The 14,381-nt window shown below is 64.7% G+C and carries 15 protein-coding genes; 7 read left to right on the top strand and 8 right to left on the bottom strand.

The genetic code is table 11. The annotated features are described in order from the left end of the window. Positions 1 to 6: 6 nt before the first annotated feature. The 4 genes from MTAI_RS08745 to MTAI_RS08730 all read right to left on the bottom strand — a co-directional run bounded on the left by MTAI_RS08745 (position 7) and on the right by MTAI_RS08730 (position 4,470). Positions 7 to 984 (bottom strand): ABC transporter ATP-binding protein, encoded by a 978-nt coding sequence (locus MTAI_RS08745; RefSeq protein WP_027887809.1) that lies wholly within the window; start codon positions 982 to 984, stop codon positions 7 to 9. A gap of 31 nt (positions 985 to 1,015) precedes the next feature. Next, positions 1,016 to 2,497 (bottom strand): ABC transporter permease, encoded by a 1,482-nt coding sequence (locus MTAI_RS08740; RefSeq protein ID WP_027887810.1) that lies wholly within the window; start codon positions 2,495 to 2,497, stop codon positions 1,016 to 1,018. A 186-nt stretch (positions 2,498 to 2,683) separates the two neighbouring features. Further along, a complete protein-coding gene (locus tag MTAI_RS08735) occupies positions 2,684 to 3,646 on the bottom strand; it encodes an ABC transporter substrate-binding protein (RefSeq protein ID WP_027887811.1) in 963 nt (320 codons plus the stop codon). Positions 3,647 to 3,750: 104 nt separating this feature from the next. Beyond that, complete coding sequence (locus MTAI_RS08730; protein WP_027887812.1) at positions 3,751 to 4,470, bottom strand: glycosyltransferase family 2 protein; 720 nt, start codon at positions 4,468 to 4,470, stop codon at positions 3,751 to 3,753. A gap of 101 nt (positions 4,471 to 4,571) precedes the next feature. Between MTAI_RS08730 and surE the strand changes: the two genes are divergently transcribed. Next, positions 4,572 to 5,306, top strand: a complete 735-nt coding sequence (gene surE / locus MTAI_RS08725) for a 5'/3'-nucleotidase SurE (protein ID WP_027887813.1) — start codon at positions 4,572 to 4,574, stop codon at positions 5,304 to 5,306. A gap of 2 nt (positions 5,307 to 5,308) precedes the next feature. Here the strand turns inward: surE and ychF are convergent, their stop codons facing one another. After that, the gene (gene ychF, locus MTAI_RS08720; protein ID WP_043982550.1) at positions 5,309 to 6,427 is read right to left on the bottom strand and encodes a redox-regulated ATPase YchF; all 1,119 of its coding nucleotides are present in this window, start codon (positions 6,425 to 6,427) and stop codon (positions 5,309 to 5,311) included. Positions 6,428 to 6,635: 208 nt separating this feature from the next. Here ychF and MTAI_RS08715 point away from each other — a divergent pair, with 208 nt between their 5' ends. Then, entirely contained in the window at positions 6,636 to 6,878 is a 243-nt protein-coding gene (locus MTAI_RS08715; protein WP_043982553.1) for an AbrB/MazE/SpoVT family DNA-binding domain-containing protein, read from the top strand. A gap of 28 nt (positions 6,879 to 6,906) precedes the next feature. Here the strand turns inward: MTAI_RS08715 and MTAI_RS08710 are convergent, their stop codons facing one another. After that, positions 6,907 to 7,422 carry a DJ-1/PfpI family protein gene (locus tag MTAI_RS08710; RefSeq protein ID WP_043982555.1) on the bottom strand — a complete coding sequence of 172 codons (516 nt, stop codon included), beginning with the start codon at positions 7,420 to 7,422 and terminating at the stop codon, positions 6,907 to 6,909. Between the two features lie 31 nt (positions 7,423 to 7,453). Beyond that, positions 7,454 to 8,962 (bottom strand): S10 family peptidase, encoded by a 1,509-nt coding sequence (locus tag MTAI_RS08705; RefSeq protein WP_027887815.1) that lies wholly within the window; start codon positions 8,960 to 8,962, stop codon positions 7,454 to 7,456. A 68-nt stretch (positions 8,963 to 9,030) separates the two neighbouring features. Between MTAI_RS08705 and MTAI_RS08700 the strand changes: the two genes are divergently transcribed. Together MTAI_RS08700 and MTAI_RS08695 are read left to right on the top strand one after the other, a co-directional pair. Then, the gene (locus MTAI_RS08700; protein ID WP_027887816.1) at positions 9,031 to 9,747 is read left to right on the top strand and encodes a hypothetical protein; all 717 of its coding nucleotides are present in this window, start codon (positions 9,031 to 9,033) and stop codon (positions 9,745 to 9,747) included. Positions 9,748 to 9,806: 59 nt separating this feature from the next. After that, on the top strand, positions 9,807 to 11,078 hold the full coding sequence (locus MTAI_RS08695; RefSeq protein ID WP_027887817.1) for a S41 family peptidase: 1,272 nt from the start codon (positions 9,807 to 9,809) through the stop codon (positions 11,076 to 11,078). Between the two features lie 23 nt (positions 11,079 to 11,101). On the opposite strand, the gene MTAI_RS08690 is transcribed toward MTAI_RS08695, so the two are convergent. Next, on the bottom strand, positions 11,102 to 11,506 hold the full coding sequence (locus MTAI_RS08690) for an acyl-CoA thioesterase (protein WP_027887818.1): 405 nt from the start codon (positions 11,504 to 11,506) through the stop codon (positions 11,102 to 11,104). A 38-nt stretch (positions 11,507 to 11,544) separates the two neighbouring features. Here MTAI_RS08690 and MTAI_RS08685 point away from each other — a divergent pair, with 38 nt between their 5' ends. The 3 genes from MTAI_RS08685 (at position 11,545) to MTAI_RS08675 (ending at position 14,367) form a co-directional block, all read left to right on the top strand. Continuing rightward, positions 11,545 to 13,314 carry a M3 family oligoendopeptidase gene (locus MTAI_RS08685; protein ID WP_027887819.1) on the top strand — a complete coding sequence of 590 codons (1,770 nt, stop codon included), beginning with the start codon at positions 11,545 to 11,547 and terminating at the stop codon, positions 13,312 to 13,314. A gap of 68 nt (positions 13,315 to 13,382) precedes the next feature. Continuing rightward, a complete protein-coding gene (locus MTAI_RS08680) occupies positions 13,383 to 13,577 on the top strand; it encodes a hypothetical protein (RefSeq protein WP_027887820.1) in 195 nt (64 codons plus the stop codon). 37 nt (positions 13,578 to 13,614) lie between these two features. After that, on the top strand, positions 13,615 to 14,367 hold the full coding sequence (locus tag MTAI_RS08675; protein WP_027887821.1) for a DUF4097 family beta strand repeat-containing protein: 753 nt from the start codon (positions 13,615 to 13,617) through the stop codon (positions 14,365 to 14,367). Positions 14,368 to 14,381: the final 14 nt, after the last annotated feature.

Here is a 14,381-nt window from a genome sequence, read left to right as displayed (position 1 = left end):
ACCGATCTAGCAGTTGGCCTCGAATACCCTGAGCCTGCCCGCAGGTGATAGCCGAACCTCTTCCCCCGGCTCGGCCTGCAGTTTCACCACCGCTTCCCCTATGCCCAGGTTCACCCGGCACAGCCGCTCACCCCGGCCGCCATACACCGCCAGCACCCGAGCCTCCAGCCCTTCCGGCCCTGGCCGCAAGTCTTCGTAGCGGAAAGCTAGCAGGCCTGGCCCGCTTTGCAGTCCCTCCACCTCCCAGGCCAGGCCGTTGAGTCGAACCCAACCGTTTTGCACCTGTACCGGCAGCAGGTTCAAGCGCCCAAAGGCCCGGGCCGCCGAGAGGGTCTGGGGTTGGGCGTACACCTGGGTGGGGGTATCCACCTGCACGATACGCCCCCCCTCCATCACCGCCACCCGGTCGGCCACCGCGAGGGCCTCGTCGGGGTCGTGGGTGACGTGCAGGGCGCTCACATGCTCGGCCCGCAGCAGCGCGGCCACCTCGAGCCGCAACTCCTCGCGCAGTACCGGGTCGAGGGCCGAGTAGGGCTCGTCTAAAAGCAAGAGCCGCGGCTTGGCGGCCAAGGCCCGCGCCAGGGCCACCCGCTGCTTCTGTCCGCCGGAAAGCTGGTGCGGCTTGCGGGCCTCCAGCCCGGCCAGACCCACCCGGCCCAGCAGTTGGTGGGCGGCCTCGCGGTCGGGCTTTTTCATCACCAGGAGCAGGTGTTCCAGCGCGCTCAGGTGCGGCCACAAGGCGTGATCCTGAAACACATAGGCCAGGCCGCGCTGCTCCGGGGGCTGGTGGGTTACCTCGTCCGGGCCCAGAAAGATGCGGCCGGTGTCGGGCTTCAATAGCCCCGCCACCAGGTTCAGCAGGGTGGTCTTGCCTGAGCCGGAAGCCCCCAGCACCGCCATGATCTCGCCAGGGGCGAGCTCGAGGCTGACCCCGAACACCCCCGCCTTGCCGAAGTTCTTGGATACCTCTTCTAGTCGCAGCATAGCATGGGCATGGAGAACATCTGCAGGGGGTTTACCCTACCACCCCCCGGCGCGGAACCAACAACAGCAGCAGCGACAGGGCCATCAGCATCAGCCCGATGGCGGCGGCCTCGCGGAACAGCCCCCCGTTCAGGGCCGAGAGCACCGCCACCCCCAGGGTCTCGCTGCCGGGTGCATACAGCATGGCCGACAACGTGAGTTCGGCCAGGCACAGGGGCAGCACCAGGAAGACCCCTGCCGCCAGGTAGGGCCGCAACAGGGGGAAGCCAATCTTCCACCAGGCCCACCCCTGCCGCAGGCCAAACAGCCTGCCCACCTCCACCAGCCGCTCGATGCCCGCCTCCAGCCCCGCCTCGATGGAGCGCAGCATGAGTGCGGCGAAGTTGAGCAGGTAGGCCAGCAGCAGAATCCAGGGGGTGGCATACAGCGGGGTGGGGGCCAGCAGCAGGATGAGCCCAATGGCCAGGAGGGTTCCGGGCAGCAGGTAGTGCATATCCAGCACCTGCCGCAGGCGCTTCATGGCCCCGCGCTGGGGCGCCATCAGCAGCCCCAACAACAGCAACAACCCTGTGGCCAGCAGGGCCAGCAGCAGCGAGTTGGCCAGCCCCTGCCGCACCAGGGGCAGCTCCCAGGCCGCCCAAAAGGCGGGCTGAAAAGCCCCCGTAAAGGTGTTGAACAAAGCCCGGCGCAGCAGGCCCACCAGCGGGAAGAGCACCGCCACCAGCGCAAACAGCCCAAAGCCCATCCGGGCCACCCATACCAACCTAGGGCGCAGCAGCCGGGGGGAGGGCTCGCCGCTGGGCTGGCTCGAGAGCAGCAGGGCCGGAACCGCCAGCAGCCCCAGTAGCAGCCCGATGGCCGCCGCCTCGCCCAGGGGGTCGGGGCTGGCGGGGGAGAAGAGCCGCGCATAGGCCAGGGTGGGCAGCGTGTAGACCTGCGCCGGCAGCCCCAGCACCGCCGGAACCCCAAAGTTGCCCAGCAGGGTCAGGTACAAAGCCCCGAAGGCGGCGATCAGGGCCGGGAACAGGGGGGGCAGCAGGGCCCGCACCCGCCGCCAGCCCGTCACACCATGCACCTCGCACGCTACCAGCAGCGGGGCCAGCTTCGATTCCAGGGCCGGGCGCAGCAGCAGGTAGGCCACCGGGGCGTAGTGGGCCGTCCAGGCCAGCAGGATGCCCCCCACCCCGTAGGGTTGCAGACCCACCAGTTGCAAAGCGTACAAAAAACCCAGCGCTCCCACGAAGGGCGGCACCAGATAGGCGGGCAGCAGCAACGCGTCCCAGCCGGGGTGCAGCCGTGCCCGGAAGGCCAGCCAGGCCAGCCCGCCCCCCACCCCTAAACAAAGCGAACTTCCCAGCAAGGCCAGCAGCAACGAGACCCCGGCCACATCGAGCACCCTGGGCAGAATGGCCACATCCCCCAACCCCCGCCAGGCCAATACCAGCAGGGGCAGCGCCACCCCCAAGGATAGGAGCAGCCAGAATGTGGCAGTGGTAAGACGATGGGGGCTCATTCGCAGGGTATATTACCGCTCCAGTTGGGGGTTTACAGCCGCTCCCGATATCACCCAGCCCGGTGGCAACCGTACTGTTTTGAGGAAGGGCGGGCTGCCCGGATCGAAGCCAGTGGATGCGCGGCGTTCCCTGAGCGCGTCGAAGGGAACGCCCCAGACCGCAGCCTTACCTTCACAAACCAGCACCTAGCGCAGGTTGAACAGGGTGTTGAACTGGGTCAGCAGGCTTTGCCGGTTGGCCTGAATGAAGTCGGCGGCTGAAGGTATCGAGAGCACCTCACCGCTCACCCCAGCGGGGCGGGGGGCCGAGGCGATGACCGGGATGTAGCCTTGCTGGGCAAACAGGGCCTGGGCTTCGGGGGACAACAGGAAGCGCATAAAGCGCTCGGCTAAGACAGGGTTGCGGCTGCTTGCCATCACCCCGATGGGGGTGGGTACCAGGATGGCCCCGTCGCGGGGGTAGATGACCTTGAGGGGGGCCCCCTGGCGGATCAGGTCGCGGATGCCAAAGTCGGTGATGATGGCAATTCCATACTGCCCCTCAGCCAGTTTTTGCTGAAGGATGGGGTTGGACTGCTCGACCTTGAGACCGTTGCGCTGGAGCTGCTCGAAGAAGCTAAAACCAAAACGCTGGCTGAAGGTGCCCAGCGTGGAGAGGGCGGCGCCCGAGAAATTGGGGTTGGGCATCCCTATCAGATCGCGGTACTCGGGCTTGAGCAGGTCGCGCCAGGTCTGGGGCTCGGGGAGGTTCCCCAGCTTGCGGGTGTTGATCGCAATGCCGTTGTAGAGCAGCCGCACTTCGTAGTAGCGCCCGCCCTGGTAGGCGAACTTGACCGGGAAGCCGGGGGTGGTGGCCCGCACCGGACGTAAGCGGTTGGCGGCGGCCAGCTCGCGGAAAAAGGTCTCGTCGGCCACCCACAGGAGGTCGGCCTGGGGGTTGCCTGCCTCCAGTTCGGCCCGCAGGCGGGTGATCACCTCGCCGGTGCCGCTGCGGAAGACCTGTACGTTGATGCCCGGATTGGCCCGTTTGAAGAGCTCAATCATGGGGTCGACGTTGGTCAGCACCTCCGAGGTATAGAGGGTAAGGGTTTGCGGCTGGGCGAAAGCCAGACCACAAGCCAGAAAAGAAGCCAGAATGAGTCGTTGCATGAAGCCTCCGTAACGGGTTCAACCCTATTGAGATTGTGCCCTGATTATTGTCAACCCGGTGTCAGGACAAATTTTGTTCCAGGCTGCAAACGGCTCCGGAGGCTTCAGGCGGCGCCGGCAATCATCCGGTGATCCTTGAGGGTGATTCCGCTCAGGCCGTGTTTGGCGCAGAGTTTGTCGAGGTTTTGCTGGCGCTGTTGGACTCGAGCCGCGTACGACATGTTGGCCCCGTGCATGGCCACGGCCACACCCCGACCCGGCAACTGAACGAGGGGGTAGTCTGCCGAGACCACCCGCAGATACCAGTCCCAGTCCCAGTAGTCCGACATCTCCGGGTCAAAGAGCCCCAACCGGTCGTGGAAGAAGCGGGGGTAAGCCACCCCGGAGGCCAGCAAGAGGTTGTCCTTCAGAAGTGACGCAGGGCTGGCCTTGAAGTCGAAGGGGATGCGCTTTAGTTCCAGGCCATCGCGTTCCAAAACCAGGTAGCCGCCCCGGTAGACCAGGCCGGCCTGGCTCTTTAGCGCCCGAACCACCCGGTGCAGGTGGGTGGGGTCGAGCCACCAGTCGTCGTCGTCCAGCAGGGCGATAATCTCGCCGGAGGCGTGGGCCAGCCCGGTGTTGCGGGCCTCGACCTGGCCCTGGCCCTGGTTGCGCACCCCTACGATCCGAGGGTCGCGCAGGTTGTGGGCAGCCAGGATACCCGCCCCATCGCCGTCGTCCACCACCACGGCCTCCCAGTCGGGGTAAAGCTGGAGCTGGAGTGAGCGCAGTGCCCGCAGCAGCAGATGGGGGCGGTTGTAGGTGGGAATGAGCACGCTAACCATGCTTTGCCTCGACATTAAACCGGCTTTGTCAGGTGTTGTTGGTACGCCCCCTGACATTTACTTGACCGATGCCAACCAAGCTCAGAAGTGCGAGGTAGACGATGCGAATCCTGGTCACCAACGACGATGGTATCTACAGCCCCGGCCTGCTGGCGCTGGCCGAGGTAGCCGCGGCCTTTGGGGAGGTGCGGGTGGTGGCGCCCGATGTGGAGCAGTCGGCCATGGGCCAGGCCATTACCATAACCCGACCCCTGCACTACCGTGCCACGCCCATGGGGGGCCTCGAGGCCTACCGGGTCAACGGTACGCCCGCCGACTGTGTGGTGCTGGGTACGCACCACTGGGACAGGGTGGATCTGGTGCTCTCGGGCATCAACCTGGGTTCCAACCTGGGCCACGAGATCTGGCACTCCGGTACGGTGGCGGCGGCCAAGCAGGCGGCTTTGCTGGGGATTCCGGCCATTGCCTTCAGCGCCCTCATGAACGGCCGGGAGCCCGAGTTCGATTTGCTAAAGCCGTGGGTGGGCAGGGTGCTCGAGGCCCTCTTACGCGAGCCCAGGCCCTTCCTGATCAACGTCAACCTGCCGGCCAAACCCAAAGGCATTCTCTGGGCCCGGCAGTCGGTGCGGCGGTACGAGGGCCGGATTGTGCCCGGCACCGATCCCATGGGCCGGGCACACTTCTGGTTTGTGGCCCACCCCGACCACGAGCCCGAGGAGGGCACCGACCGCTGGGCGGTGGGCCACAACTTTATCGCGCTAACCCCCCTGCGCCTCGACCTGACCGATGAGGCCCGCCTGGGCCAGGCGTTTCAGCTGGCAGCCTTGGCCGATTGAGGCTAAACGTTAAACAGAATCAGCACCACGTCGCCGTCCTGCACCACGTAGTCCTTGCCCTCGGTGCGCACCCAGCCCTTTTCCTTGGCACTGGCCCAGCCGCCGGCCTCCACCAGCTTGTGCCACTCGATCACCTCGGCCCGGATGAAGCCGCGCTCGAGGTCGGAGTGAATCTCACCGGCGGCCTGGGGGGCCTTGGTGCCTTTGCGGATGGTCCAGGCCCGCACCTCCTTTTCGCCGGCAGTGAAGAAGGTTTGCAGGCCCAGGGTGTGGTAGGCGGTGCGCACCAGCCGGCCCAGCCCCGACTCCTCCAGGCCCAAAGCGCGCAGGTACTCCTGGGCCTCCTCCTCGGAGAGTTCGGCCAGCTCGGCCTCGATCTTGGCCGAGACCACCACCACCTCGGCCCCCTCCCGCGCGGCCACTTCGCGCACTTTTTGCACGTGGGGGTTGTGAGCGCCCTCCGGTAGGTCTTCCTCGGCCACGTTGCACACATAAATCACCGGCTTGTAGGTGAGCAGGCCCAGTTCGCGGGCGGCCCGGGCCAGCAGCTCGGGGTCGGCCCCGGTGTAGGTGCGGATGGGCTGGCCCTGGGAGAGGTGCGCTAAAAGGGGCTCGAGCGTTTCCAGGAGGGCTTTATCGTCCTTGTCGTTTTTGGCGCTTTTGCGCAGCTTGTCCAGGCGTTTCTCGATGGTCTGGAGGTCGGCCAGGGCCAGCTCGGTGTTGATGGTCTCGAGGTCGTCCAAGGGGTCTACCTTGCCCGCTACGTGCACCACATTGGGATCTTCGAAGCAGCGCACCACGTGGGCGATGGCCGCCACCTCGCGGATGTTGGCCAGGAACTGGTTGCCCAGCCCCTCGCCTTTGTGCGCACCCTTAACCAGCCCGGCGATGTCCACAAACTCCACGTGGGTGGGCACGATGGGCGGCACCCGCTCGCCCTTGATAAAGAGCTTTTGCAAGGCATTCAGACGGGGGTCGGGCAGGGTGACCACCCCCACGTTTTTGTCGATGGTGGCAAAGGGGTAGTTGGCCGCAAGGGCGCCCGCTTTGGTGATGGCGTTAAACAGCGTGGATTTGCCCACATTGGGTAGACCGACGATTCCAACTCCGAGCGATGCCATGGGTTTCCTCTGGTCAGGCCCTCTGGCCTGCACACAAGCGAACATTCTACCCCAGGGGCGGCCAAAGCCCCAAGCCTGCAAGTAGTTGCTTGGCTCGAGGTCAGGAGAAAATCCAGGACAGCGGTTTAATCCAGAGGCGGTTTTGCGTTCTTTCCTCGCACATGCGCCAGGAATTGCCTGCTTATGGTGGTGTAAAGTAAGGTTTGAAATGGTCAAGCGCCGAGTTGGTAGCAAAGGACAGATAACCCTACCCAAACAGATTCGCGAGCTTCTTGGTCTTGAACCTGGGGGAGAGGTGTTGCTCGAGCTACGGGGTGGGGAGGTGGTGCTTCGGGCGCGGCGGGGCATACCCCTCGAGGCCCTCCGGGGTCGGCTTAAAAGCCCAGTACCCTTTCCGGGCAAGGATAAAGAACGGCAGGCCAGGGAGCAGGTGTGGGCACAGGACGCGTAGAGCGCTTTTGGCTGGATACCTCCGATTCTCAGAGGCCAAGGTGGGCCCTGGCCTCCTCGGCAAAACCGGCCCAGTCCAGCATGGCCTTGGCCAGGGCCAGGTAGCCCTGGGTGGTGCAGACCTTGCCCTGCCAGTGGTGCGGGGCTTTGCTGCGTTCTAGAGTGGTTCCCGATAGTGCTTCTTCGGTGATGGGGTGGGCGGCCACCTGGCCTGAAACATGGCCGGCCTCCCACAACAGCAAAGCGCCGTTGGCTCCGGCGAATACCGCCCGCAGGCTGCCCCATACCTCGTTCAGCCAGTCCTGGTGCTCGGGGTCGCGCCCCAGTTTGCGCATATTGGGGCCGCCGGGTATTACCAGCACGTCCAGCTCGGGCCGTGCCACAAAGGTGTACTTGGGTGTCCAGACCGCTCCGGCGCTGCCCTCGAGCGCGGTGCGGCCCCGCGCCACGGTAAACCGTTCCCAGCCCAGAAGCCGGGCCGCCTCCATCACCAGCGCCGCCTCGGCTTCCAGGAACCCCGGTGTGAGTAAAACGCCTAAACGCATGGGCTCATGCTAGGGAGTGCCTGTGGAGGGGTCAAGTTTTGGAGCGGGGCGCTTTGCGCTTGGGCTGGCCTGGGATCGTACTCTGAATGAACTGCTTCAGGTCGGCGGCCTGCTGGGCCAGGGAAGGCAGGTGCACGTACATCATGTGGCCGGCGGGGTAGTAGTGCACCTGGATGTTTTTTTGCAGGTGGGGCTCGAGGCTCAGGTGGTTGAGGGTGTAGTCGGTGGCGAAGTAGGGGGTGGCCAGGTCGTAGTAGCCGCTGCCCACGTACACCTGCAAAAAAGGGTTCATGGAGATGGCCTTGCGCAGGGTTTCAGCCACGTTCAGGTACTGGTTCTCGAACTCCTTGTAGCTCCAGCTGGTGTACAGGTTGGACAGGATCTCGTAGGGCAGGTCGCTCTGGAAGCCCAGCTCCTGCCGCACGTACTGGTTAAAGGTGGCGGTGTAGGGGCCCTGGATGGCGGCGTAGCTGGGGTCGTACTCGAAGGTGGCCCCGGCGGCGTCGCGGTCGGTGCCGGTGAAGCGGCTGTCCAGGCGCCCCACGGTCTTGCGCTCGGCGCGCAGGAGTTCTTTTGTGAAGCGCATGATCTCGAGGCGCAGGTTGCAGGCCAGCACATACGCTTCCGAAAGGCCGGTGTAGCGCGCAAGCTGCTGGGCAATGCGCTTATGCTCGGTAGCCGGTAGCTTGCTGCCCTGCATCAGGGCCAGGGTGTACTCGCCCAGGGCGAAGGCCTCCACTTCTTTCAGGAGGGCTTTTAGCGGCTTTTGCTGCAGTTCTTTGGGCAGTTTGCGGTGGTACCAGGCGGTGGCGCTGAAGGTGGGCAGGAAGAGGATATGCGGCAGGTCGTTGCCGGGGTTGAAGCGGGCGGTGCTGAAATCCAGGATGCTGCTCACCAGCATGATGCCGTTCAGGTACATGCCGTGCCGCTCTTGCAGATACCCCGACAGGCCCGCCGCCCGGGTGGTGCCATAGCTCTCGCCGATCAGGTACTTGGGACTGACCCAGCGCCCGTAGCGGTGGGTGTAGAGGCGGATAAACTCCCCGACGCTCTCGAGGTCTCGCTTGAAGCCGTGGTACTCCTTGGTTTTCTCGCCCTCGAGCATGCGGCTGTAGCCGGTGCCCACCGGGTCGATAAACACCAGGTCGCTTACCTCGAGCAGGGTGTGTTCGTTGTCCACCAGCCGGTACGGGGGTGGTGTAAGCGCCCCGGCGTCGCCCATCTCCACCCGCTTGGGGCCCAGGAGCCCCAGGTGCAGCCAGACCGAGGATGAGCCCGGCCCCCCGTTGAACGAGAAGGTGATGGGGCGCTGGCTTGGGTCGGTTGTGTCGTCCTTGGTGTAGGCCACAAAAAAAACCGTGGCTTTGGGTTTGTGCCCTTCGGCAGTGCCCTCTTTTTCCGACTCCTCGCGCAGCACCAGGGTTCCGCAGGTCACACGGTAGCGCAGCTCCTTGCCGGCGATACGGATGCTGTGGTGGGTGATGGAGAGCTGATCTTGAGGGGTGGGCTTCTGGTCAGGGGTTTTGCTTTCTTCTGGCATGGAGATACTATATCCTGCCCTGTTCGGGGCTTATCCGTTACAAAGAATCCTGCGCTACCCTATGCCAGATGACCGCGAGCTGGAAGTACCTAGCAGGTTTTGTGTTGATGAGCACGCTGGCCCTGGCCCAGGTGACCCCCGATGCAGCGCAGGCGCTGGAAAAGATGCGCCAGGCCCATGGGGGACAGGCCCTGGCAAACCTGCGCACCTATCGAGAGGTTGCAACCCTCACCACTTTTTCCGGGCCACAAGCCGAACATACCCTAACGGTGGTTTCGTATGCGGATTTTTCCTCGCAAAGGCTGCGGGTGGAGTACCGGGATGGTGCCAAGCTGCTTCAGGTGCTCCAGGTATCGCCCGCAGGGGGGCAGAGCTGGAGCGTGCTATCGGGCCGCAAGGCCCTCGAGCCTACCCTCACCAAAGAACTGCGCGACGGCCTTTACCAGACCTGGTACGGCCTGCGTTTTGGTGGACGCGGGCGTGAAATGGCACGGCTTGAAGGCCGGCGCACGTTTGGCGATGTAACCGGGCAAGCGGTGGCGGTGCGTACCCAGGGCAGCCAAACCACCTATCTTTTCAATGCCCAGTACCAGCTTGTTGCCGAGCGCTACCAGAACAGCCAGGGTCAGCTAACGGTGCTCTACTCCGACCTGCGCCTGGTTTCCGGTGTCCGCATCCCTTTCCAGGCCCGCCTGTATGCCGATGGCGACCTGTTCGCCGAGGTCAGGGTGCAGCAGGCACAGGTCAACCCCAGACTAAGCCCCGAGACCTTCCAGCTACCTTAAAGGGGCGAGGATGTAACCTGGGCAACCCATTACCGACGCTCAGGCGCTAAAAATTAAGCATGGACAGCCGGCGGCTCTGGGGGGTTGTATGGGTGTTGTGGGCTGGGCTTGCGCTCGCCAGCCCAGCGCAGGATCTGCTCGACGAAGTAAGCCGTTTGCTGGGCGAGTACTACGGCGGGTTTTCCCAGGTTAGGCTGCAGGAACTAAAGCAAAAGTACCAGGGCGAGCTCGAGAAGGTCTGTGCCCAGGAGGTGAGCTGCCCCAGCAACAAGGCCTACCCGGTCATTCAGGCCCTGGTGGCCGAGTACGGCGACCGCCACACCCGCTACTTCACCCCCGAAGACTACGCCGAGATCCAAAGGCGGCTGGCCGGAAGCAGCAGCAGCCGCCCCCAGCTGGGGGTGCAGCTCCAGGTGGTGTCGGGGCTGGAAGGTCTTTTGGTGGTGGAAGTAAGCGCCCAAACCCCTGCCGAGGAGGCCGGGTTGCGCCGGGGTGACCGCATTCTGGCCATCAACGGCGAGGCGCTGCCCCAGGCCGAGGGCGAGCGCATGGAATTTTTGCGCGAGCGCGTGGCTGCGGGCATGCTCCTCAGGCTCACCATTCAGCGGGCCCAGCAGCGCCTGGAGCTCGAGGTGCTCCCCCGCATTATCTCCCTGCGGCAGCTGCCCACCCTCAGCCTCCGGCCCGATGGGGTGGCGGTCTTGCGCATCCCTTCCTTTAGCGGCTACCAGCAGATCGGGCCGCGCATCCACGAGCTGGTGCGGCAGGCCCAGGCCGCAGGGGCCTGGGCCATGGTCATTGACCTGCGCAACAATGGCGGCGGGGTACTGAGCGAGTGTCTGGTGGGGGCGGGGGCCTTTGTGAAGGAGACCTACCGCCGCTTGCAGGACAACATGCGCTCGAGCGAACAGGGTTATAAAGATGGCTACTACTACTCTCGCTTGGGGGGCCGGGAACGCCCGCAGTACGAGGTGCAGGCCGCCTACTGGAACGGCCCGGTGGTGGTGCTGGTAAATGAGCGCACCGCCTCGTGCGCCGAGTACTTCACCTTCGACCTGCAAGAGGGCCGCCAGGCCCCGGTCATCGGCCAGCCGACCGCCGGGGTGGGCAACACCGCCACAATTTTCCTGCGCCTGAGCGATGGTTCGGGGCTGCAGATCACCACCTCGAGGGCCCAGCGCAAGGACGGCAGCTTCTACCCCGACCGGGTAACCCCCACCCTGCACCTTTCCGACGACTGGTACGCCCTGGCCGAAGGGCGCGATCTGCTGCTGGAAAAAGCCGTCGAACTCTTGATGAGTGCGGATGTGGGCTTGGAGCGGGCCTGGTAACCGCTATGCTCCCGGGTTGACTTTTACAAACCCTCTACCGCTTCGCTCTCCATAGCCCGGATGGCCTCGCGCAGCCAGTCGGGAATGCGGGCGGGTTTGCCGTTCTCCAGCCAGACCACCACCACCCGGGTGCGGGCGGCCAGCTCCCCGCTGGCCCAGGTTTCGCTCAGGGTACGGAAGCTCGAGTTCCCCACCTTCTCCACCCGGATGGCAATTTCCACCGGCTCACCGAACAGGATGGGGCGGATGTAATCCACCTCGGCCCGGGCCATTACAAAGTTGCCGCTGTCGATGGCCGCCCCAGCCCGGCGCAAATAGTGGCCCCTGGCCACCTCGTCGTAGGTCAGATACACCGCATTGTTGACGTGCTTGAGGGTGTCTAGATCGCTAAAGCGTACTTCGATGGGAACGCGCACCGGAAACTGCATACCCCTGGATTCTATCCCGTGGGCCTATACTTGAGCCTATGAGTCAAGCCACCACCGAACTGCCAACCTGGGATTTGGATACTTTGTTCCCTGGCTTTGCCTCCGAGAAGTTTAAGGCTGCCTGGAGCCAGGTAACCAGCCAGCTACAGGATTTGCGGGATTTTATGGAGGCCCACCGCATAGGCCGGGACGATGCCGCCACCGACCGCGCCACCTTCGAAGCCCTGACGGCCAGACTGAACACCTTCGGCGATACCCTGGGGCCCCTGTTTGCCTACGTGCTGATGCGGGTGGATACCGATAGCGCCGACGCGGAGGCCCAGGCCAAGCTTTCGGAGCTCGAGCTTCTCCATCTGGAGTTCCAGAAACTGCGCCCCCGCCTGCAACGCTGGCTGGCTGGCCTCGAGGCCGAGGCGGTGGGCGCCGGCGATTATCGGATTCTCATCGAGGAAGCCAAGGTGCTGGCCCGGCACCTGATGTCGGAAGCAGAAGAGGTGCTGGCAGCCGAGCTTTCCCTCTCGGGGGGGCGGGCCTGGGTCAAGCTGCACGGCAACCTGACCAGCCAGATCACGGCGCTGCTCGATGGCGAAGAGCAGCCCATCACGGCGGTGCGCAACCTGGCCATGCACCCCGACGAGGCGGTGCGCAAAGCCGCCTACGAGGCCGAGCTAAAGGCCTGGAAAGCCCACGAGGTGGCCCTGGCCGCGGCCCTGAACGGCTACAAGGGCGAGGTCTCGACCCTCAACCGCAAGCGCGGCTGGGAAGACGACCTGGCCCCGGCCCTGTTTGAAAACCGCATTGGCCGCAAGACCCTGGAAGCCCTGCAACAGGCCATGGTGGAGAGCCTGCCCCACTGGCGGCGCTATTTTGCTGCTAAAGCCCGGGCCCTGGGCAAAAAGCGGCTCGACTGGTGGGACTTGTTCGCCCCCATCGTGCAGCCCGGCCAGACCCCCAAAAAGTGGAGCTGGGAAGAGGGTCGGCGCTTTATTGTGGAGCACCTGTCGGGCTTCTCGCAGGCCGCGGCCGATCTGGCTGAGCGGGCCTATGCCGAGCGCTGGATGGACGCCCCGCCCCGCAAGGGCAAGGTGGGCGGGGCCTACTGTACCCCGGTAGGGCAGGGGGCCTCGCGCATCCTGCTCAACCACGAGGAGAGCTTCGAGTCGATCTCCACCCTGGCCCACGAGCTGGGCCACGCCTACCACAACCACTGCTTGCGGGAAGTCCCCTACCTGCTGCGCCAGGAGCCCATGACCCTGGCCGAGACGGCCTCCATCATGAACGAGACGGTGGTGGGGGAGGCGGCTCTTAGGGTGCTGCCGCCCGCCGAGCAGCTGGGGGTGCTCGAGGGCGGCTTGCAGAGCGCGGCCCAGGTGATCGTGGACATTCACTCGCGCTTCCTCTTCGAGCAGGCGGTGTTTGCCCGGCGGCGGGCGCGGGAGCTATCGCCCGAAGAGTTCTGCCAGCTCATGCTCGAGGCCCAGCAGGCCACCTATGGCGAGGCCCTGGCCACCTACCACCCCTATATGTGGGCGGTCAAGGGCCACTACTACGGCGCCAACTTCTACAACTTCCCCTATGCCTTCGGGCTTTTGTTCGGCCTGGCCCTCTACCAGCGCTACCGGCAGGAAGGCCCGGGGTTTGTGGCCCGCTACGAGGAGCTGCTGGCCTCGGTGGGCAAGTACCCTGCCGAGGAACTGGCGGCCCGCTTTGGCTTCGATCTGGAGTCGGTGGACTTTTGGCGACAGGGAATGGCCGTGCTGCTGGCCCGCATCGAGCGCTTTGAGCAACTTATAGAAAACGAAGTGTAGCAAAATGTAAAACTTACATTGACAAAATATAAAACCTTGGTTTATATTTAGAACCAAGGAGGGCGGTTATGTTTGGGAGCTTCAATCCAGATGAACTCGCAGCGGTCATCGCCGACAAAATCACGGGCTATCACCGGGAGGCCGAACTGGAGGGACAGCTGCCCAAACACACCCTTCGCCGCCGTATCGCCCGGCTGCTGCGGGCCTGGGCCGAGGCCCTCGAGCCTACTCAGAGCCCAAAAGGCCGCCTGCGTGAAGCCTGATCAAGACAGGCCGCCAAACTTTCCCGTGGAGGTTCCCATGACCGAACAAGCGCGCATCCAGGCCCTGCTGCAAGCAGGCAAAATTACCCAACAAGAAGCCGACTTACTGCTTTCGGCCCTCGCGGAGGGCGAGGCTGCGGCCCAGCAAGCCCAGCAGGTTGTGGGCGAGCAGTATGCCCCCCCAGGGCCTGCTGGCTGGCAGCCCGAGGGGCTGCGCTGGGTGCGGGCCAGGCTCACCGCCGGTGAACTCGAGGCCCGGCTCGACCCGGCCCTACAGATGCCGCAGGTGGAGGGCCCGGCCGAGGTGCGAAGGGTGGGGGCCGACCTGGAAATTGTGCCCGGGCAGATGAATGAGGGCTTTTTGAGCGGCCTGCTGGGCCGGGTGGGTGCGCTGAAACTGCGGCTTCCGCCGGGCTGGGGCCTGGAGGTGGCGGGCCAGGCGGCCAAGGTGGAGGCCCGGGGGATCGATTTTCTCAAGGGCCGGGTGGCTGTGGGCAACGTCGAGCTGGAGGCTGTAAAGGGCCTTGACCTCGAGGTCACCGCCGGCAACATCGAGGGTTCCTTGCTTTTGCAGGAAGGTACGCACCAACTGCGGGTCTCGATGGGCAACGCCGAGCTGGATCTGCTACCCGGCAGCAGCGTGCGGCTTGCGGCCAGCGTGAACCTGGGAAATCGGGAAATTAAGGGCTTTGAACACAACCCCAACGGCGGCGATAGGCAGCTTGGTGAGGGTCGGGCCCGCCTCGAGGTCTCGGTGCGTATGGGCAACCTGGAGATAAAGGCGAAGTAAGCCCCCGGAGAGGA

Source organism: Meiothermus taiwanensis WR-220 (assembly GCF_003568585.1).
Lineage (GTDB): Bacteria > Deinococcota > Deinococci > Deinococcales > Thermaceae > Meiothermus > Meiothermus taiwanensis.
Note: the sequence above shows the minus strand (reverse complement) of the source record. Positions and strands in the feature narration are given on the sequence as shown.

What these genes read in the sequence shown, in the direction of transcription:
- MTAI_RS08745 (WP_027887809.1), bottom strand. Translation starts at nt 984, where the DNA reads ATGCTGCGACTAGAAGAGGTATCCAAGAACTTCGGCAAGGCGGGGGTG.
- MTAI_RS08740 (WP_027887810.1), bottom strand. Translation starts at nt 2,497, where the DNA reads ATGAGCCCCCATCGTCTTACCACTGCCACATTCTGGCTGCTCCTATCC.
- MTAI_RS08735 (WP_027887811.1), bottom strand. Translation starts at nt 3,646, where the DNA reads ATGCAACGACTCATTCTGGCTTCTTTTCTGGCTTGTGGTCTGGCTTTC.
- MTAI_RS08730 (WP_027887812.1), bottom strand. Translation starts at nt 4,470, where the DNA reads ATGGTTAGCGTGCTCATTCCCACCTACAACCGCCCCCATCTGCTGCTG.
- surE (WP_027887813.1), top strand. Translation starts at nt 4,572, where the DNA reads ATGCGAATCCTGGTCACCAACGACGATGGTATCTACAGCCCCGGCCTG.
- ychF (WP_043982550.1), bottom strand. Translation starts at nt 6,427, where the DNA reads ATGGCATCGCTCGGAGTTGGAATCGTCGGTCTACCCAATGTGGGCAAA.
- MTAI_RS08715 (WP_043982553.1), top strand. Translation starts at nt 6,636, where the DNA reads ATGGTCAAGCGCCGAGTTGGTAGCAAAGGACAGATAACCCTACCCAAA.
- MTAI_RS08710 (WP_043982555.1), bottom strand. Translation starts at nt 7,422, where the DNA reads ATGCGTTTAGGCGTTTTACTCACACCGGGGTTCCTGGAAGCCGAGGCG.
- MTAI_RS08705 (WP_027887815.1), bottom strand. Translation starts at nt 8,962, where the DNA reads ATGCCAGAAGAAAGCAAAACCCCTGACCAGAAGCCCACCCCTCAAGAT.
- MTAI_RS08700 (WP_027887816.1), top strand. Translation starts at nt 9,031, where the DNA reads ATGACCGCGAGCTGGAAGTACCTAGCAGGTTTTGTGTTGATGAGCACG.
- MTAI_RS08695 (WP_027887817.1), top strand. Translation starts at nt 9,807, where the DNA reads ATGGACAGCCGGCGGCTCTGGGGGGTTGTATGGGTGTTGTGGGCTGGG.
- MTAI_RS08690 (WP_027887818.1), bottom strand. Translation starts at nt 11,506, where the DNA reads ATGCAGTTTCCGGTGCGCGTTCCCATCGAAGTACGCTTTAGCGATCTA.
- MTAI_RS08685 (WP_027887819.1), top strand. Translation starts at nt 11,545, where the DNA reads ATGAGTCAAGCCACCACCGAACTGCCAACCTGGGATTTGGATACTTTG.
- MTAI_RS08680 (WP_027887820.1), top strand. Translation starts at nt 13,383, where the DNA reads ATGTTTGGGAGCTTCAATCCAGATGAACTCGCAGCGGTCATCGCCGAC.
- MTAI_RS08675 (WP_027887821.1), top strand. Translation starts at nt 13,615, where the DNA reads ATGACCGAACAAGCGCGCATCCAGGCCCTGCTGCAAGCAGGCAAAATT.